Source organism: Amphibacillus cookii (assembly GCF_016908375.1).
Classification (GTDB): domain Bacteria; phylum Bacillota; class Bacilli; order Bacillales; family Amphibacillaceae; genus Amphibacillus_C; species Amphibacillus_C cookii.
This window is the reverse complement of the sequence record NZ_JAFBDS010000008.1, coordinates 45,415-64,499: the sequence shown is the minus strand read 5'-3', so window position 1 is coordinate 64,499 and position 19,085 is coordinate 45,415. Positions and strand designations below refer to the sequence as shown.

At 39.9% G+C, this 19,085-nt stretch carries 16 protein-coding genes, 1 pseudogene and 1 riboswitch; of the genes and pseudogenes, 15 read left to right on the top strand and 2 right to left on the bottom strand.

What is annotated here, in order from left to right:
• Positions 1-7 precede the first annotated feature (7 nt).
• The 11 genes and pseudogenes from JOE23_RS12255 (at position 8) to JOE23_RS12205 (ending at position 9,882) form a co-directional block, all read left to right on the top strand.
• The gene (locus JOE23_RS12255; RefSeq protein ID WP_204438779.1) at positions 8-925 is read left to right on the top strand and encodes an ABC transporter permease; all 918 of its coding nucleotides are present in this window, start codon (positions 8-10) and stop codon (positions 923-925) included.
• Positions 926-941: 16 nt separating this feature from the next.
• Positions 942-1,865, top strand: a complete 924-nt coding sequence (locus tag JOE23_RS12250) for an ABC transporter permease subunit (protein WP_204438776.1) — start codon at positions 942-944, stop codon at positions 1,863-1,865.
• Between the two features lie 34 nt (positions 1,866-1,899).
• The gene (locus JOE23_RS12245; RefSeq protein ID WP_204438774.1) at positions 1,900-2,874 is read left to right on the top strand and encodes an ABC transporter ATP-binding protein; all 975 of its coding nucleotides are present in this window, start codon (positions 1,900-1,902) and stop codon (positions 2,872-2,874) included.
• Positions 2,874-3,908 (top strand): oligopeptide/dipeptide ABC transporter ATP-binding protein, encoded by a 1,035-nt coding sequence (locus JOE23_RS12240; RefSeq protein WP_204438772.1) that lies wholly within the window; start codon positions 2,874-2,876, stop codon positions 3,906-3,908. The genes JOE23_RS12245 and JOE23_RS12240 overlap by 1 nt, the downstream gene beginning before the upstream one ends.
• 35 nt (positions 3,909-3,943) lie before the next feature.
• Entirely contained in the window at positions 3,944-5,167 is a 1,224-nt protein-coding gene (locus JOE23_RS12235; RefSeq protein WP_204438771.1) for a trans-sulfuration enzyme family protein, read from the top strand.
• Positions 5,139-7,097 (top strand): S9 family peptidase, encoded by a 1,959-nt coding sequence (locus JOE23_RS12230; RefSeq protein WP_204438770.1) that lies wholly within the window; start codon positions 5,139-5,141, stop codon positions 7,095-7,097. The genes JOE23_RS12235 and JOE23_RS12230 overlap by 29 nt, the downstream gene beginning before the upstream one ends.
• A complete protein-coding gene (locus JOE23_RS12225) occupies positions 7,094-7,528 on the top strand; it encodes a hypothetical protein (protein WP_204438769.1) in 435 nt (144 codons plus the stop codon). The genes JOE23_RS12230 and JOE23_RS12225 overlap by 4 nt, the downstream gene beginning before the upstream one ends.
• A gap of 707 nt (positions 7,529-8,235) precedes the next feature.
• Positions 8,236-8,442: pseudogene (locus JOE23_RS12220) on the top strand (transposase); the annotation flags it as partial.
• A 100-nt stretch (positions 8,443-8,542) separates the two neighbouring features.
• Complete coding sequence (locus tag JOE23_RS12215; RefSeq protein ID WP_204438766.1) at positions 8,543-8,917, top strand: MmcQ/YjbR family DNA-binding protein; 375 nt, start codon at positions 8,543-8,545, stop codon at positions 8,915-8,917.
• A gap of 94 nt (positions 8,918-9,011) precedes the next feature.
• Positions 9,012-9,464 carry a GNAT family N-acetyltransferase gene (locus JOE23_RS12210; protein ID WP_204438764.1) on the top strand — a complete coding sequence of 151 codons (453 nt, stop codon included), beginning with the start codon at positions 9,012-9,014 and terminating at the stop codon, positions 9,462-9,464.
• A complete protein-coding gene (locus tag JOE23_RS12205) occupies positions 9,451-9,882 on the top strand; it encodes a VOC family protein (RefSeq protein WP_204438762.1) in 432 nt (143 codons plus the stop codon). The genes JOE23_RS12210 and JOE23_RS12205 overlap by 14 nt, the downstream gene beginning before the upstream one ends.
• 479 nt (positions 9,883-10,361) lie before the next feature.
• Here the strand turns inward: JOE23_RS12205 and JOE23_RS12200 are convergent, their stop codons facing one another.
• Positions 10,362-10,919 carry a TetR/AcrR family transcriptional regulator gene (locus JOE23_RS12200; RefSeq protein WP_204438761.1) on the bottom strand — a complete coding sequence of 186 codons (558 nt, stop codon included), beginning with the start codon at positions 10,917-10,919 and terminating at the stop codon, positions 10,362-10,364.
• A 286-nt stretch (positions 10,920-11,205) separates the two neighbouring features.
• Between JOE23_RS12200 and JOE23_RS12195 the strand changes: the two genes are divergently transcribed.
• The 4 genes from JOE23_RS12195 to JOE23_RS12180 all read left to right on the top strand — a co-directional run bounded on the left by JOE23_RS12195 (position 11,206) and on the right by JOE23_RS12180 (position 17,355).
• On the top strand, positions 11,206-11,907 hold the full coding sequence (locus tag JOE23_RS12195) for an ATP-binding cassette domain-containing protein (protein WP_204438760.1): 702 nt from the start codon (positions 11,206-11,208) through the stop codon (positions 11,905-11,907).
• Positions 11,908-11,920: 13 nt separating this feature from the next.
• Positions 11,921-15,370: an FtsX-like permease family protein gene (locus tag JOE23_RS12190; protein ID WP_204438759.1), complete on the top strand. Its 3,450-nt coding sequence runs from the start codon at positions 11,921-11,923 to the stop codon at positions 15,368-15,370.
• Between the two features lie 76 nt (positions 15,371-15,446).
• Positions 15,447-15,650 carry a hypothetical protein gene (locus tag JOE23_RS12185; protein WP_204438758.1) on the top strand — a complete coding sequence of 68 codons (204 nt, stop codon included), beginning with the start codon at positions 15,447-15,449 and terminating at the stop codon, positions 15,648-15,650.
• A gap of 181 nt (positions 15,651-15,831) precedes the next feature.
• Positions 15,832-15,932: riboswitch (purine riboswitch) on the top strand.
• A 124-nt stretch (positions 15,933-16,056) separates the two neighbouring features.
• Complete coding sequence (locus JOE23_RS12180; RefSeq protein WP_204438757.1) at positions 16,057-17,355, top strand: NCS2 family permease; 1,299 nt, start codon at positions 16,057-16,059, stop codon at positions 17,353-17,355.
• Between the two features lie 1,287 nt (positions 17,356-18,642).
• On the opposite strand, the gene JOE23_RS12175 is transcribed toward JOE23_RS12180, so the two are convergent.
• Complete coding sequence (locus JOE23_RS12175; protein ID WP_204438754.1) at positions 18,643-19,053, bottom strand: Hsp20/alpha crystallin family protein; 411 nt, start codon at positions 19,051-19,053, stop codon at positions 18,643-18,645.
• Positions 19,054-19,085 lie beyond the last annotated feature (32 nt).

The window sequence follows — 19,085 nt, the reverse complement described above, 5'->3', positions numbered from 1 at the left end:
TGCTTTTTTGACTAGATATCTACTTAAATCTATTTTACAGATTGTCCCTGTTTTATTTATTATTTCAATGCTTGTGTTTGTACTTGTGCGTGCAACGGGTGATCCCGTCGCGTTAATGTTACCAGAGTCAGCAACAGAACAAGATCGGATTGAAATGACTGAGGCGCTTGGATTAAATGAACCCCTCTATGTTCAATATGGCATTTTTATATCAAATGCAATTAGAGGTGATTTCGGTATTTCGTATCATTATGGACAACAAGCGCTTCCGTTGGTTCTTGAACGACTCCCAGCAAGCATTGAACTAGCTGTTGTTTCGATGGTTATATCGACCCTTATTGCGATTCCACTAGGCATTCTCTCTGCTTTGAAGCGAAACTCCTATTTAGATTTAATTATTTCAGGTATCTCGGTACTTGGGAAAGCAATGCCGAATTTTTGGGTCGGTATTATGTTGATTTTATTTTTCTCCGTTATGTTAGGGATGTTCCCAGTATCGGGGAGAGGTGGCTTAGAAAATATGGTGCTTCCTGCGTTCACATTAGGCGTGGGCTTAGCTGCACAAATGACACGGATGATTCGTTCGACCATGCTTGAAATATTAAATCAAGACTATATTCGGACAGCAAGAAGTAAGGGTATTATTGAAGCCATTGTGGTTGGTAAGCATGCATTTAGAAATGGTCTGATTTCTGTAGTGACAATTATGAGCCTTCAATTTACGAGTCTGATCAGTGGTACGCTTATTACAGAAACTGTTTTTGCATGGCCTGGTCTTGGACAGTTGTTAGTGGCGGCCGTAAACAATAAAGATATGGCGATTATACAAGCGGCTGTGCTTATTATTGCTCTACTTGTTATTGTCATCAATATTTTAACAGATGTGGTCTATAGACTGTTAGATCCTCGTATTAAGTATAACTAAGGAGGTGACGCGTGTCGTGTTAGCTAAGACCTTTGAAGAAAAGCAAGTAAGCACACGATCAGCTTCAAATAGAAAAAGCAAATTAAGTAAAACGATTAAATTACTATTTAACAGTAAAACAGGAACGGTTGGTTTATTTCTTATTATACTCGTCACGTGTCTCGCTGTTTTTGCCCCGTGGCTTACTTCATTTGATCCGGCTCAAGTTAATCCCCTTGCCAGATTACAGCCACCGATGTGGATGGAAGGTGGGTCAGCTGAGCATATTCTTGGCACCGATAATTTGGGTAGAGATATTTGGAGCCGAATCGTCTATGGTTCAAGAATATCCTTAATTATTGGAATTGGTGCGGTTCTTTTTTCTGGATTTATTGGCGCGACTCTTGGTTTACTGGCAGGTTTTTATGGCGGTTGGATAAATGCTATTATTATGCGGATTGCCGATGCCTTTTTAGCGGTTCCAACTATTTTACTGATGCTTGTCTTTTTAGCAGTGGTAGGACCTGGACTTCGTACGCTAATCGTGGTGATTGGAATAACAAGTTGGGTCCCTTATGCTCGGGTTGTGAGGGGCGAAGTATTGAGTATAAAGGAAAGAGAGTTTGTTAAAGCGGCGCAAGCAATCGGTGCAAAAAAGAAACGGATTATTTTCAAGCATATTCTTCCTAACGTTCTTTCCTCATTCATCATTATTTCTGGAATGAATGTTGCAACGACGATTGTGTTAGAAGCTTCATTAAGCTTTCTAGGATTAGGCGTTAAAGCACCTGCCGTGTCCTGGGGTGGCATGTTAAGTGATGGTAGACAGTATGTGGCAACAAGTTGGTGGGTTGCCACCTTTCCAGGGATTGCAATTACAATTACCGTTTTAGGTGTTATCTTTCTCGGTGATTGGTTGAGGGATATCCTAGATCCTCGGATGAAGATGAAAAACGGCTAATAAGATGAGGATGGTTAATCAAGGAGGCGAGAGGATGACATCCAGCTTACTAGAGGTCAAACAGTTAAAAACAATTTTTAGTAGTGAAAACGGTGATGTTCCAGCTGTTAATGACATCAGTTTTACTGTTAATCCAGGGGAAACAGTCGCGATTGTTGGTGAATCAGGCTGTGGGAAAAGTGCGACCTCGCTCTCTATAATGGGCTTAATTACTGACCCAGGTAAAGTCATAGCAGGTGAAGTTTTATTTGAAGGTAGTGATTTATTATCGCTATCAAAGAAAAAACTTAATCGTTATCGTGGCAATAAAATGTCGATGATCTTCCAAGAGCCCATGACTTCACTTAATCCTGTTTTTACGATTGGAAATCAAATAAGTGAAGTTATTCGTAAACATCAGCGAGTAGATAAGGAAACAGCAATTAAAAAAAGTATTGAAATGCTAGAGCGCGTCGGGATTTCCAATGCAAGTAAAGTGATTAAACAGTTTCCACATCAACTATCTGGTGGCATGAGGCAACGTGTTATGATCGCAATTGCATTAGCTTGTATGCCGAAGTTGTTAATCGCCGATGAACCAACAACAGCATTAGACGTCACGATTCAAGCTCAAATACTCGACTTAATCAAACATTTAAGTGAGCAACAGAATACAGGTGTACTCCTGATTACCCATGATTTAGGTGTTGTTGCGGAAATGGCTGATCGTGTAATCGTCATGTATGCAGGTGAAATTGTGGAAGAAACGACGGTTGCTGAATTATTTGATAACCCTAAACATCCTTACACGATGGGATTATTAGGCTCAACGCCAAGATTAGAAGTTGAACAAGAGATGCTCGAGGCCATTCCTGGAGTGGTTCCCGATTTGACGGAAATGCCTTCGGGGTGCCCATTTCATCCCCGGTGTAAATACGCCATTGAGGCTTGTAAATTAGAAAAACCAGCATTAATCGAGGATTTCCCTGATCATTTTGCAAGGTGTATTCGGGCGAAGGAGGGATTATAGTGAGTGAAGATCATCAAGATGGGGTGCCTTTATTAAAAGTATCGGCATTAAAAAAGCATTTCCCGATAAAAAAAGGTTTCTTAAAAAAGAATGATCAATTCTTTAAAGCCGTTGATGGCGTTAGTTTTGAAGTGAAAGCTGGCGAGACCTTCGGTGTGGTAGGGGAATCGGGTTGTGGCAAGACGACAACAGGACTTATGATTGCTGAGCTTCTGGAGCAGACTTCTGGTGATATATGGTTTGACGGTCGTGATCTTAGTCGTTTGAATGAGCATGAACGAAGATTAGTGCGCAAAGATTTGCAGATTATTTTTCAAGATCCATTCTCCTCGCTTAATCCAAGAATGAAGGTTTTTGATATCGTTGCCGAGCCTCTGATTGTTCATGGCATGGCTTCAGGTAAGAAGTTAAAAGAGGACGTGCTAAATTTATTAGAAGAGGTTGGACTAGGAAAGCAACATTTAGATCGATTTCCCCATGAATTCAGTGGTGGGCAACGGCAGCGGATTGGCATTGCAAGAGCGTTAGCGTTAAAGCCAAAGCTTATTGTATGTGATGAGCCTGTATCGGCATTAGATGTTTCTGTTCAGGCTCAAATTTTAAATTTGTTAAAAACATTACAAAAAAAATATAATTTGACCTATATTTTTATTGCCCATGGATTACCTACGGTTAAGCACATTAGCGATCGAATTGCTGTCATGTACATGGGTGAAATTGTTGAGATCGCAACAAAAGATGCATTGTTTGATAATATGAAACACCCTTATACAGAAGCATTACTTTCAGCGATTCCTGTTATGAACCCGCATCAAAAGGCAGATCGAATTATTTTGGAAGGGGAGTTACCGAACCCAGCCAACCAGCCAAGTGGTTGCAAATTTCATACGCGTTGTCCATATGCCCAATCGGTTTGCAAGCAGGATGTACCTAAACTTCAGAATGATGGAGAAGGGCACGATGTCGCCTGTCATTTTCCGTTAAATAAAAATATAAGTCAAGCATTAAATCAAGAACAACCTGCCCAACGATAATCGTGAGCGCTTTAAAATCAGAAAGGAAGATAATCATGAACCAGACATGGCAGTTTGATACAATCGCAATTCATGACGAAAATCATAGTCATCAAACTAAACCGATAGCTCAGCCAATCATCCCAGCGGTTGCTTACGCTTTTTCAACAAGTGAAATGGCAGCGTTAGTCGTTTCTGGTGAAGTAGAAGGAACGTTCTATGGTCGTTACGGTAACCCAACAACAAGCAAGCTAGAGGAAAAAATAACTCAATTAGAAGCAGGTGAAGCAAGCATTGGATTAAGCAGTGGGATGGCTGCGATCTCTTCAGCTATTCTAGCACTCGTCCAAACTGGCGAGCACCTTTTAGTAACAAAAGATATTTATGGGGGAACCTATAATTTCTTAACCCACCTCGCACCGCGTTTTGGTATTGATTTTGATTTTGTTGATTGTACTGATGGCGAAGCTGTTCAGTCGGCAATCAAAGATAATACCAAAGCCCTGTATGTAGAGACACCTTCTAATCCGCTACTAACGATTGTTGACCTTCGTAAATTATCGGCAATTGCTAAAGAAGCTAGTATCCCGTTAATCGTTGACAATACATTTATGTCACCTTATTTACAAAACCCACTCTGTTTAGGGGCGGATGTTGTGGTTCACAGCGCAACAAAATACATTAATGGACACGGTGATGTATTGGCAGGTTTTGTTGTCGGCTCGAAACGAATAATAGAATTTATTCGAAAAAGAATTGCGGGCGATCTCGGCCAACATTTAAATGCTTGGGATGCGTTTTTAATTTTGAGAGGTTTAAAAACGATGGGAATACGCATGAAAGCACATTGTCAACATGCCAAGCAAATCGCCGAATATTTAATGGACCACCCTTTAGTTGAGCATGTTTTTTATCCGGGCTTAGCCAACCATCCACAACATCAGTTAGCTAAACAACAGATGAATGATATGGGTGGCATTGTTTCATTTGAATTAAAAGGTGGGTTAAAGCAAGCCAATGATTTTATGAATCAATTGAAGCTGATTATTATATCCTTTAGTTTGGGTGATCCGGAGACGTTAATTCAGCATCCAGCTTCAATGACGCACTTCTCTATTCCAAAGGAGGAACGGCTGACATTTGGCATTTCAGACGGATTACTTCGTTTATCTGTTGGTCTGGAGGACCCTAGCGATATTATAAATGATTTAGAGCAAGCGTTAAATGGTGTGATGGAAGAGGGAGTGGGCGATGAAGAGAAGAAAATGTTTAGCAAGTGACTTAATGCTTTATAAGCAAATAAGCGATCCGATTGTCAGTAGCAATGATCAATTAGTCTATGTCGAACGATCTGTAGCTGAAGAAAGTGATCAATATGTGAACCGGATTTGTACAACGGGTAACAAGCAACTAACGAAAGGGAATCAGGACACAGCTCCAGCATGGTCGCCTGATGGAAGCCAGCTTGCCTTTTTAAGGAAGTCGAAAGAAGGGAAGCAACTCTGGCTGTTGGCGTTAAATACTCGCCAAGAAGATCAGCTTACAACATTTCCATATGGTGTCACATGTTTTAGTTGGTCACCGACTGGTCGATATTTGGCTATCGTTGTACGTGATTATCCATTAGGTGATAACGATCTGAAAGCAGGGAAGGCATTTGAGCAGTTAGATTATAAAAATGAGGGGAGTGGTTATGTTGATGGGCATATCCAAGATGTGTACCTTTACGATCTCGCGTCTGAGACTATGACTCAGCTCACTTCTACTATAAATATAACAGGTCCCTTGAAGTGGTCACCTGATGAAAAGGAGTTATCTTTCCTCGTAAAGATTAAGCGCGATGTTGGGGATATCGATAAAATAACGAATCATGCGCTTTATTCGCTTGACCTCAGTAGTCAAGCGATTAGAACAAGAACGGACACGACTTTATCTATTGCTGAGTATAGCTATGGGGCTAATCGTGAGACGGTTTGGCTTCTAGCGAACGATCAAGCGGATGGTAGTGCTTCGCAAAATCAAGTTTTTCAATTATCGTCAGCACATGATACACCTGTTTGTATAACAGCGGCGATTGATATGCAGTTGGGGAATTTTGCATTAGGCGATACAAAAGTAAAAGGAGATTGTTCAACCTTTATTTATCAAGATTCAGATCAATCCATCTATTTGCTAGGAACAAAGGAGGGTTATGTACACGTTTATCAACTGAATGAGCACGGAGAGATCAGAGCAATAACAACTGGCGCAAAGGATGTTTATCATTTTGCGTTTTCAGAGAATGATAACCTTTTATATATTGCTGCTGTTACCGATACCAGTCCATCAGACTTATTTGTCATTGATTTAAGTACAGGAGAAACAACAAATGTAACGAATAATCACCAATCATTACAGGCAACTCGATATCAAAGTGAAACGACCCCTTTTTGGTTTGAAAGTGATAATCAGTACAACATCCAGGGATGGTTAAAGAAACCCAAGCAACAAGCAAGTCATGAAAAATTACCGCTTATTTTATATATTCATGGTGGTCCACATGCAATGTATGCAAATGTATTTAATCATGAACTCGAAACGATAGTCGGTCAAGGCTATGCGGTGATGTTTATTAATCCTAGAGGAAGCTTTGGTTACGGTCAATCTTTTGCAAAGGGTTGTCGAGGACAGGTGGGGGAAGGTGATTATCATGATCTAATGAAAGGGGTGGATCATGTTTTAGCACATTTTTCAGGCCTCGATCATAACCGTTTAGGTATTGCCGGTGGTAGTTATGGTGGACTTATGACGAATTGGATCATCGGTCATTCTAAACGCTTTAAGGCTGCGGTTACCCAACGCTGTATATCGAACTGGTTATCTTTTTATGGAGTGAGTGATATTGGGATCAGGTATACGAGAGCTATGATTGGTGGTGATCCATGGCAGGATACACAACACCTTTGGGACAAGTCGCCGATTGCATACGTCAATAACATAGAGACACCACTTCTAATCATTCATGGTGAAAACGATTTGCGTTGTCCTGTCGAACAAGCAGACCAATTATTTTCCGCGTTAAAAAGCCAAGACAAATGCACAAAACTAATCAGGTTTCCCAATGCTAACCACGGTGTATTAAAGAATGGGAAACCATGCTATCGAATCAATTTACTTGAACATGTCAATGATTGGTTTAATAAATATATAAAAGGAGAGAGCGAAACATGAGCGCGATTAGATTGTCGATGCCAGTCGCTTTTTTAATTGAAAATTGTTTAACGAGTGGTCTATCACATCCATCGATTATTGACGCACTTGATCGTAAAGATTTTACTATATTTAAAGATAAAGTGATTGACCCCGATATGGATTTTGCTGATCGTCTAGAAATAGCTTCAGATCTGAATGAAGATTGGCAGCAAGCAATAGTTAACGGCTACCAGATGAAACATTTACATTTGAATGGGTTGAAAAAACTATTAAACTATAGATTTAATAAAAAGGAAAACATAGATTATCATCAAAAAGATTTAACCATAATAAAATTGCAATTAGACAATCAAGAACTACTTTTGTTAGAAAGAATGATTCAAGGACAATGGTGTATAAAGCATGAGGCGAATGAGGGTTATCAAATATGTCTAAGGTATTCAACTTAATTTATCACTGATAACCATCCGTAAACCGCCCTTTACAAAATAGAGAGCTGAGTTCAATCTATTTAGACGGGCGTTAACGGACGCTAATGTCCTGATTCACTTAGCTAACCACAGTGGGGGCTCACTGATTGAAGTTTCGTTTAATTCAGGTTGTATAATATTTGACGTTGGTGAAGAGAAATATTCCTTTCATGATTATGTAAAATGAGGATCGAAATTCACTAGCGTCTTTTCTATTTCTCTGATTATAGAAATGGGTTCGGTCGTGCAGTGATTCGCTTTCCGCAGGCACGGCTTCAGCTAACTCATGTGCGCACAAAACGCTCACATGAGTGGATCTTCAGCTCGTGCTATTCGAGACTGCTGAAAAACTAACCCATGGAGGTATTTTATAATTAAAATATGGTGTATTCCACTCCAGTTACAGACGATCGCTTTCCGCGGGCACGGTCTCGGGCCTACAGGATGTAGGTCAATTAGACGTTGTCACACGAGGTGACGGATTTAGTCTAATATTCCACTGTGTGAAGCTAAGAGCGCTTCTAAAGTGGATCTTCGGACGCGTGCTATTCCCGCTGGAGTCGTCGTCTTTCACTTCCGTTTTATTAGCGATCTAATCTTACTAAACACCTTACAATAATCAGTTTTCGTCTCTTTTCTTTGGTATAATAGAAAGAGAAAGTAATAAGAAAAGAGCGGTGAAAATGATGTTAAAACAACAAACATCCCTTTCGTTAAGTCCTTATATGCAACTCTATGATGCGCTTATTCCAAAAGACAACTTTCTTCGCAAAATGCGAGATCTTATTGACTTCCCTTTTGTTGAAGAGGAATTAGAAGATAAATATTGTTTAGATAACGGACGAACTGAGCCGCCTATTCGCATGTTTAAATACTTATTACTAAAACAGATTAGAATTTAAGGAATTAGCCACATCAAGATATAAAAGGGTCATTTTAAAGATATCATGGTATACTTAATTTAAAATTCTTATTTTCTAAAGGAGGGTCTTGATGTCTCAGTTAATTGCAACACGGATTGATCACTTTAAAAACGTAGGTGATCGCTTGAAAGGGGCAAAAGTCTATTATCGAGAAGATTGGGATGTCTATTACTTTGATTTAGTGGGAAAAATGTTCGGAATGATGACGCCTGAACCGAGTGAAGATGCGATTATTACTTTGAAAGGGTTGCCTGAAGATAATGAATTTCTCCGTGAAACATGCACGGATGTGACGCCAGGTTATTATGCCAATAAAGTCCATTGGAATTCAATAAAGCTAAGGACAGAGCAACTAACGGATGAAGAAATTGAACGGTTAATTTTACAATCGTATCAGCTTGTTTATAAAAAACTAACCAAAAAAGTCCGTGAACAGCTGGGATAAGTTGTAAATGAACGTGTAGTTATAGAATGGGGGGACCTTGATGAGTGTGGTGAACTAAATATCTTAGATAAACCAATAGAGAGGATATTTAGCGATGATTATAGAATTAAATGAACTAAAACAGACAGAATTAGACCAAATAATGACGATATGGCTCACAGCTAATCGTGAGGCGCACCACTTTATAGACATCAGTTATTGGGAATCGCGTGTGGAAACCGTTCGTAAAATGATCCCGACGGCTACACTTTATATTAAAAAGCGTGATCAAAATATTGTTGGTTTTATTGGGGTTAGTGATGGTTATATTGCTGGTTTGTTTGTTGATCGAAGTGAACGTGGTAAAGGAATAGGTAAAGCTCTACTTGATCATGCGAAAGCAAGAGCTCAGTCATTAACGTTGAATGTTTACCAACAAAACAAGCAGGCTGTTCGATTTTACCTTAACAACGATTTTCAAATTATGGACATGCAACGCAATCAGGAGACTGCTGTAAATGAGTACACGATGAAGTGGAAAAGGAGTGGGCAAATTGAATCGCATTAATTTGATTTGTTTAGGTGTAGATAGTATTCCGCGTGCATTGAATTTCTATCAAAAAATTGGCTTTGAAACCACTGCGGAGGACCATGCGCCTGTTGTATTTTTCAAAAATAGTGGGACCAAACTAGAGTTATTTAATATTCATGAATTGGCGAAAGATATTGACAAGACGAATCCACCTCAAGTGAATACGGAAGGTTTTGCTGGGATAACTTTAGCAATAAACATGAAGTCTAAGCAAGAGGTGGATGCATTTTTTGCATTAGTTGCACAACATGGGGCGACGATTGTGAAGCCTCCTGAAACCGTTTCTTGGGGTGGTTATAGTGGCTACTTTGCTGATTTAGATGGTTACTACTGGGAAGTAGCCTATGGAGAAGACTGGATTTTTGATGACAATGATATGTTAATTATCGAGTAACAAGATGACGAAGATCTGAAGCTGTATCTATGAAAAACATACTAAGATTAGTGGGTAAGATCATCGACGGATGAATCTTACCCACTATTTTTCGTTTAGGCGTATAGTGAGGTTGGGACATAACTAAACATAAAGAATGAGAATCCGAACAATCTGGACTAAGCGTAGGCAAAACAAGTAGACTCCTTTGGGAACAGCACGAGCTGAAGATCCACTGTGTGAAGTGTCCTTTTTCACACAGTGGAGGAATGTTAGACTAACCCCGTCCCGTCCTGGGACAACGTCTAACTGACCTACATCCTGTAGGCCCGAAGCCGTGCCCAAGGAAAGCGAAGTGTTTTGTCGAAGCGTTATCAGTACTCAGACATTAATGTTCGGATTTTCTCTATCTCATTCTTTTTTGTCCCAGCCTCTTTAAAATGTGTTTATGCTAAAATGAAAATTCAAATCGTTAGCATTGATAAAGAGAGAGCGAGGCATTACTTTTTAAATGAAGATAAGCCATTTTGGCTTATACGCATAATAATATCAGCCATTTCAGCAGACGATTTTATAGAATTACTTTTTAACCACGTTTCGATCAGCCGGATACTTCCGCTAATGACATATTTACTTAAGTATTCAGCAAGTTCTCCGTCCGTTTGATTTCTCTCTAAAAATCCTCTTACAACAAAATCATCAGCCATACTCATAATTTTGTCATGGAAGCCTGCATTCACTTTTTCATTTAGGAGTGTTAAGCATATATCTTGGTTGGCTACAATATAGTCTAATAATTTAATCACCATTTCATCCGCTTCATTTATATTGACATGGTAGTATGCGATTAATGTTTGCTCCATGTCGTTCATCACTTCTGTTTCAATCTGATCAAGTAAATCGTAGACATCACGAAAGTGGGCATAAAAGGTTGAACGGTTAATGTCTGCTTCCTCGCATAATGCTTTAATGGTGATCTTAGAGATAGATTTATCTTTAAGTTGATTGATTAGCGCTTCTTTTAACACCATTCTTGTGTATTTCTTTCTTCGATCCATTCCAACTCCTCCTACCTAAGCATATCAAACTATACAATAATAATGAAAATGTTAGTACGCCAACATAATAGTCATATCTGTTGGGGACTGTACGTTTTTAAAAGAACTGTATGTTGAATACCCAACACGCTGTCTTTATAATGGAATATATCAATTTTATGAAGAGTGGTCAACAGTGGCTGAACGGGAAGATAAATATATGTTAAAGGCATTATTGACCTGGTGATAAGATGCACTTTATTTGTAGTATAATGGTCTATGGGACATTTTAAAGGGGGCAAAATCTGTGAGCTATGTTGAAGTTGTTGATGAACATAAACGTTATAAAATGGGTGAAAATACTATTGTGGCAAACAATGGTATTTCCTTTGAGATAGAACAAGGTGAGTTTGCGATTATCCTGGGTCCAAGTGGTGCGGGAAAGTCAACCGTGCTTAATATTCTAGGTGGCATGGATACACCTGACGAAGGAAAGGTTTTAGTCGATGGCCATAATATTGCTGAATACTCAACGAAGCAATTAACTCAGTATCGTCGTGATGATGTTGGATTTGTTTTTCAATTCTACAATCTTGTGCCTAACTTAACGGCAAAGGAAAATGTTGAATTGGCTACACAAATATCACCAAATGCTTTAGATGTTGATGGCGTGTTGAATGATGTAGGCTTAGCCGATCGAGTCGCTAATTTCCCTGCCCAACTTTCTGGTGGGGAACAACAACGGGTTGCCATAGCGCGTGCTTTGGCGAAGAATCCGAAGCTATTGCTTTGTGATGAACCAACTGGAGCATTAGATTTTGAAACAGGCAAGCAAATCCTTAAGTTATTACAAAATACAGCACGTGAAACCGGAACAACGGTTATTGTTATTACCCATAATTCAGCGATTGCGCCCATGGCTGATCGCGTTATTTATATCAATGATGCAAAGGTAAAGGAAACGATTTTAAATCCACGGCCACGTTCGGTTGAAGAGATAGAATGGTAAGGAGGCGTGATTAGTGGGTAAAAAAACAGCATTACGAAAACTGATTTTTAAAGAGATTTGGACTTCAAAAGCGCGCTTTTTGTCTATTTTAATATTAATCCTTTTAGGGGTAGGTTTTTTTGCAGGGCTACAGGCAACAGGTCCAAATATGTTAACAACAGCTGATAATTATTTTGATCAACAACATTTTTATGATATGCATATTCAGTCAACACTCGGTTTTGAAGATGAAGAAATGCAGCTGATTGCAGACTATCAAGCGACTGAGCAGCTTGAAGCTGGTTATAGTCAAGATGTATTAGCTGGTGAGCATCGTTTAGCTATGAAATTAATCGGTTATCATGAGGACCACCAATTAAATCAATATATAGTCAATAGTGGACGACTCCCTGAAAAAAGTGGTGAAATAGCTTTAGACAATCATGAGTCGATTCGTAACCAATACGAAATTGGGGACCAAATCACACTTTATGCTGACAAGCAAGATACGGATTTAGCTGAGCAATTCAATGTGACGACGTACGAAGTTGTTGGGTTTGTCACAAGTCCACGTTATATTACTGAAGATTCGCGAGGTCAAACGACTATCGGACGTGGGCAACTCGATGCATTCGGGGTTATTATTGAAGATGATTTTAACTTACCGGTCTATACCGATTTATTCGCCACTTTTACTGGATTAAGAGCACTTGATACTTATGGAAGTGATTATCAACAGCTTAGTCGTTCACACCAAACTGAAATTGAACAGCTTTTAGAAGCGTATGGACCTGAACGTCTTGAATCGATTCGAAATGAAGCAGAGGAAGAAATCGCTGATGCAGAGGCGGAGATTGCTGATGGGCGAGCCGAGCTAGATGAAGCACGTCAGCAATTAGATGATGCAAAAGAGCAGTTAAATGAGGGAAGAGAGGCGATCGCTAAAGCAGAAGCCGAGCTAGAGCAAGGCCGAGCAGACCTCGAGCAAGGTGAACGAGATTATCAAGCGGGTTTGGAAAGCTTTACGAACGAAATAGCAGATGGTGAAGAACAGCTCGAAGAAGGAAAAGCTGAGATCGAACGTCAACAGACAGAGCTTGATCAGGGACGGAAGGAGCTTGAACAAGGTGCAGATGAACTAACCGATGCCAAAAAAGAAATTGAACAGCAACGTGCAACATTTGTTAAGCAGCAAGAAGAATTCAAACAACTTCGTGCCGAGCTCAATCCGTTGTTTGATGTTCCAGTTGAGTATGTGCCTGAGCAGCAAAGAGCAGCGATTATAGAAGAAACAGCTTCTATTGAATTGGGAGAACAGACTTTGGCTGATCTATTAACCGCCTATTTTGCCGGACAGATAGCTTCAGACCAAATTCAGGAGCTGTTAAACCAAGTGGAAGCCGAACTTGAATCCGGCTTGGTACAATTGGATCAAGCCATGGAAGAAGTCAGTGATCAGCAAAAAGCAGTTGATTCTGGACGCGCCGAACTAGAGGCTGGACAGGAAGCACTTGATCAAGGCAAAACCACTTTAACTGAGCAGGAGTCGCGTTTAGAGCGTGAACGAAATAGGGGGCAAGCCGAGCTCAATCAAGCTCGAAATGAACTGGATGAAGGATGGAAAGAATATCAATCGGGGCGTGCACAACTTGAAGACGAACAGGCTAACTTTATAGAGGCGGAAGCTGAATATGAGGAAGGTCTGGCTACATTTGAAGCTGAACAGACCGATGCATTGGTTGAGATAGAAGAAGCAGAAGCAGACATTGCAGAGGCACGCGCCGAGCTTGCAGATCTTGAAGAGCCAACCTATTATCCGTTTATTCGTGAAGATAATGGAGCATTTATTGAATATGCTGATAATGCAGATCGATTAAGCGATTTAGCTTCTATTTTTCCAGTGGTCTTTTTTGCGATTGCAGCACTCGTTACATTAACAACGATCACCCGTATGATTGAAGAACAGCGTGGAGAAATTGGTACCTTAAAAGCATTGGGCTATTTAAATTGGGAAATCTCCTTAAAATATTTTGCCTATGCGATTAGTGCTAGCCTAATGGGTACCGTATTTGGTTTATTACTGGGTTACTTAGTGTTACCACGAATCATATATGATGCATACCGAATGCTTTATAATCTCCCTGATTTAATTTTGGCCAATTATTGGTTGTATACCGCGATATCTTTGGCAATTGCTTTACTATCAACCGCGTTTACGGCATGGATTGTTCTTCGAGTTGATTTAAGAAGTCATCCAGCTGTTTTGATGCGCCCACGCGCACCAAAGATAGGGAAACGGATATTAATCGAACGCATCACACCATTATGGAAACGCCTCAGCTTTATTGAAAAGGTAACGGCTAGAAATTTATTTAGATATAAGCAACGGATGTTAATGACGGTGTTTGGTATTGCGGGTTGTGCAGCTTTAATTGTGACGGGTTTTGGTTTGAAAGGGGCCGTTGAAGGGTTAACTACCTTACAGTTTGGTGATGTGATGCAATATAATGCAATGGTTATTCTTGATCAAGATGCATCTGAACAAGATGCAACATCTTATCATCAAGTTATTGCTGACTGGGATGGATTGGATGATCATTTAATCGTGTATCAAGAACAATACGAAGTTGCTCAAACGGGGAAAAATACGCAAGATGTTCATGTCATTGTACCGGAGGAGGCAGATCGGTTAACCGATTTTATTCATTTAACTCACCGAACATCTGGCCAACCTTATCAACTCACCGACGATGGAGCGATTGTCTCAGAAAAGTTAGCGACGTTGTTTGATGTTCAACCTGGTGACACACTTACCATTACCGATGCTGATAATGAATCCTATCCTATTGAAATTGTGGAAATCACTGAAAACTACACGGGGCATTACCTCTATATGACCGAAGCTGTATATCGTGGTCAAGTTGAAGATGAACCGATTCGTTTCAATGCAGATTTATTAAAGTATGATCAAGATCGTGACTGGGAAGATGCTTTATCTGATCGATTGATGGAAGAAGACATGGTGGTTACCACATCATTTAATGCAAGCATGATTGAAACGTTTGAAGATTCAATGGAAAGCTTAAATGTCGTAGTTATTGTATTAATTATTGCGGCGGCAGGGTTGGCGTTTGTTGTCTTATATAACTTGACAAATATTAATGTATCTGAACGGATTCGAGAATTATCCACGATTAAAGTGCTCGGTTTTTATGATGGTGAAGTAACGATGTATATTTATCGTGAAAATTTAATTTTAACCATAATGGGTATTGTTGCAGGTGGGTTTCTTGGGCGTATTCTCCATGTGTTTGTATTGGAGACAGCCTCAATGGATAATATGATGTTTAGCCCAAACCTACATTGGTCGAGCTACTTATATGCGGCGATTTTAACGTTTATCTTTTCTACATTTGTCATGTGGATCATGCATCGCAAATTAAAATCTGTTGATATGATTGAAGCATTAAAATCAAATGAATGATAGGGGATTAGCTGTTAATCACAGATAATCGATGCTAATGCCTTAATTCACTCAAATTAAGAAGGTTGTACGTCAAATGACGTTGGTAAGTCCTAGTAGTCAACTAAATTATCATGTGTTTGAGGCCGTGCCTGCGGCTAGGGAGACACTGCGTTTACCAAGATGTCTCCCTTGTGCTTGGGAGAGTGAAAGCGAGTATATTTCCTCTGCGGTTCAAGCATCATTTTGTCAATCCTTTAACGATGTTGAAATGAAGATCAAACGATTACTTGAAACATAGAATTGAAAAATGACGTTCGTGCGTTTTTTTACTCATCAACGTCATTTATTGTACAACCAATAAAAATAAGCGAGAGCATGACGGGAAAGGGTATATCCGAACAATGGATATATCCTTTTTGTGAACATTCGTTTTTGCTCTTGACGATCGCTGTGTTCCCTAGTATGATTATTCCTGTATTAAAAATTAAATTTAAATTCGTCGTATAATCTTGAGGATATGGCTCTAGAGTCTCTACCGACCACCGTAAATGGTCTGTCTACGCAGAAGAATAGAAGAAATATGTCTTATTATTGCTTATTTATCAATCTATTTTCTACTTCTGACTGCCTGAGCACATCCTTGATTATATCATTAAGGTTGTGCTCTTTTTTACGCGACGAAAAAGAAGGGAAGCGAAGGATATATGAAGAATTTTTTTGAGTTAGATCAGTTGGGTACAAATGTAAAAACTGAATTCATCGCAGGTTTAACGACCTTTTTATCAATGGCTTATATTTTGTTTGTAAACCCACCAATGCTTGCAGCAACGGGTATGGATGAAGGAGCTGTTTATACAGCGACGGCATTGTCAGCGGTCATTGGTACATTAATTATGGGACTTTATGCGAAATACCCGATTGCATTAGCACCAGGTATGGGCTTGAATGCGTTCTTTGCTTATACAGTTGTGTTAGGGTATGGAATCCCTTGGCAAACAGCTTTAAGTGGTGTCCTTGTTTCTGGTCTAATCTTTATTTTGTTAACCTTGTCAGGTGTACGTGAAAAAATTATTAACACGATCCCACCAACACTGAAGTTAGCGGTAGGTGCTGGGATTGGCTTATTTATTGCTTTTATTGGTTTTCAAAATGCAGGAATTATTGTTTCTGATGAAGCAACGATGGTCGCTTTAGGAGACTTCACTTACGGCCCCACGGCACTTGCTATCTTTGGTTTAATTGTTACGGTTGTATTGATTGCCTTAAAAGTTAATGGTGGCGTTTTTTATGGTATGGTGATAACGGCAGTGGCGGGTATTATCGTTGGACAAATTGATTTACCGTCTTCTATTTTTGCTCCTGTTCCGAGCTTAACGCCAACTTTTGGTCAAGCCTTTGCTAATTTCGGAGATATTTTTACGATACAAATGGCAGGTGTTATTCTAACGTTTTTATTTGTTGATTTCTTTGACACGGCAGGTACGCTCGTTGCCGTGGCAGAAAAAGCTGGTTTAATGAAGAATAATGAATTGCCACGTGCAGGGCGTGCGCTGATGTCAGATTCAACAGCAACTGTAGCGGGTGCAGTCTTAGGTACGTCAACAACGACATCATATGTTGAATCGGCAACAGGTGTTGGTGCTGGAGGGCGTTCAGGTTTAACATCAGTATTTACCGCTATCTTTTTCTTGTTAGCGTTACTGTTCTCGCCACTTCTAAATGTGGTCACTTCTTCTGTAACGGCGCCAGCATTAATTATTGTTGGTGTGATGATGGCTTCTACTTTAAAAGATATTGCTTGGGATCAATTTGAAGTTGCTGTGCCAGCGTTTTTAACGGTAATCATGATGCCACTTGCGTATAGCATTGCAACAGGTATCGCTGTTGGCTTCACCTTTTATCCAATAACGATGGCAGCGCGTGGTAAAGCAAAAGACATTCATCCATTAATGTGGGGATTATCTGTTATATTTGTGTTATTCCTCATCTTCTTAGCCGAATAAAGGTTGAAAAAGCGTGGTCCTTTGAATGGGACACGCTTTTTTTGTTCGCCCAGCATGGGCGAACGCTAATGGGTGAAAGTCCCGAGTACGACCTAGTATCGGTAAGTACATAGCTAAAGGCAAGGGTGTCCATGGCGACGTGGAATCTGAAGGAAGCCAAGGCAAACCTCTGGTCTGACGAACAGAAATCATATTAAGAGGCAACCTCTCTCCACTTCTTAGCAATATCATGCTTAATGAACTGGATGTAGAGTTCATGAAGTTTCTAGGGTTCGGTTTCTTTAAAGATTATCAAACAGACTTATACAAGGAACCGCACCAAAAGTCAGTAGAAAACTTCAAATACAAATTGAAACAGCTAAGAACCGAAGGAAGAACTTAATCAAATTGGGAATGAACAAATATAATGCCTACAAATATAGCCATACAAGTAAAGGGTTACCCGTACAGCTTACGCTTGGATACTTACGACAGCACTAACGAATAAGAGATTAGCCAAATTCGGCCTAATCTCTTGTGTAGAACATTACAACAAAGTACATGCTTAGTATGAAATTGAACCGCCGTATACGGATCCGTACGTACAGTGGTGTGAGAGGTCAAGGCTGGGACAAAACTAAACAAAAGTAATGAAAATCTGAACAATCTGGACAAAGCGCAGGAAAAATACGAAGACTCCTGTGGGAATAGCACGAGCTGAAGATCCACTGTGTGAAGCGCACACAGTGGAATATTAGACTAAACCCGTCACCTCGTGTGACAACGTCTAATTGACCTACATCCTGTAGGCCCGAAGTCGTGCCCACGGCTAGGGAGACACTAGGTTTACCAAGATGTCTCCCTTGTGCTTGGGAAAGTGAAAGCGAAGTATTTTTCCGAAGCGTCATCTGTCCTCAGTTATTCATGTTCGGATTTTACCTTTCTAATGACGCTTTTGTTCCAAACTCTCCTACTCGATGAAAGATAAAAAAGTATAAAAAATTTAGTGATATACCAAGGGTTAAGAACCTTTTTGGAGCAAGCGTTTGTCACTCCGAAATAAGCGATAAAACTAGCTATAGAAATACACGAAGACTCCTCGAAAATAAAGAACAATTTTCTTCGTGCGATGTATGACCGACGAGGCTTTCCTTATCCTGTGGGAGAAGCACGAGCTGAAGCCGGGCCCACGGAAAGCGTAGTGTATTTCCATAGCGGTACGTTTTTCTATCATTGGCCACGCTGTACACTAAGCTCTTAAAGGACCGAGTGGTTTTCCCTTGTTTTTCTTACCATGATAAAGATTGTTCAATCTATTTTTTCAATAGGAATCGTTGTAGAAGGTGTATCCTCATCTAACTGTCGGTGTAATCGGATAATAAGTAAGCCAGCTCGATAAGACGCTTGTATTTGATCGGGCCGCACTGAATAAGGGAGATCAATTGATCGCTCAAACGCACCATGTACAATTTCATCCTGAATAAGCTGCCCATCTGTTTGATTTAGGGGAATTTCGCCAATAATAAATAAACGACTCCCTTTAACGTAAAGCTTAATGGCATTGACATCTTCTAGACCTGGGATATTGACATAACACGTGATTTCTTTATCAAGCTGATAGATATTGGTTTGTGGAATAGGTGGCTTTAAGATGTGTTCAAAGGAATGCCAAAATTGATCACCAAAAAAATGATCGAAATTCTTTTTCCATTGTTGCATAAATTGAACCTCCTCCATGTCATCCTATCCTT

Coding starts and splice junctions, on each gene's coding strand:
- JOE23_RS12235 (WP_204438771.1), top strand. CDS start 3,944: ATGAACCAGACATGGCAGTTTGATACAATCGCAATTCATGACGAAAAT.
- JOE23_RS12200 (WP_204438761.1), bottom strand. CDS start 10,919: ATGGATCGAAGAAAGAAATACACAAGAATGGTGTTAAAAGAAGCGCTA.
- JOE23_RS12225 (WP_204438769.1), top strand. CDS start 7,094: ATGAGCGCGATTAGATTGTCGATGCCAGTCGCTTTTTTAATTGAAAAT.
- JOE23_RS12215 (WP_204438766.1), top strand. CDS start 8,543: ATGTCTCAGTTAATTGCAACACGGATTGATCACTTTAAAAACGTAGGT.
- JOE23_RS12180 (WP_204438757.1), top strand. CDS start 16,057: ATGAAGAATTTTTTTGAGTTAGATCAGTTGGGTACAAATGTAAAAACT.
- JOE23_RS12185 (WP_204438758.1), top strand. CDS start 15,447: ATGACGTTGGTAAGTCCTAGTAGTCAACTAAATTATCATGTGTTTGAG.
- JOE23_RS12230 (WP_204438770.1), top strand. CDS start 5,139: ATGAAGAGAAGAAAATGTTTAGCAAGTGACTTAATGCTTTATAAGCAA.
- JOE23_RS12210 (WP_204438764.1), top strand. CDS start 9,012: ATGATTATAGAATTAAATGAACTAAAACAGACAGAATTAGACCAAATA.
- JOE23_RS12245 (WP_204438774.1), top strand. CDS start 1,900: ATGACATCCAGCTTACTAGAGGTCAAACAGTTAAAAACAATTTTTAGT.
- JOE23_RS12175 (WP_204438754.1), bottom strand. CDS start 19,053: ATGCAACAATGGAAAAAGAATTTCGATCATTTTTTTGGTGATCAATTT.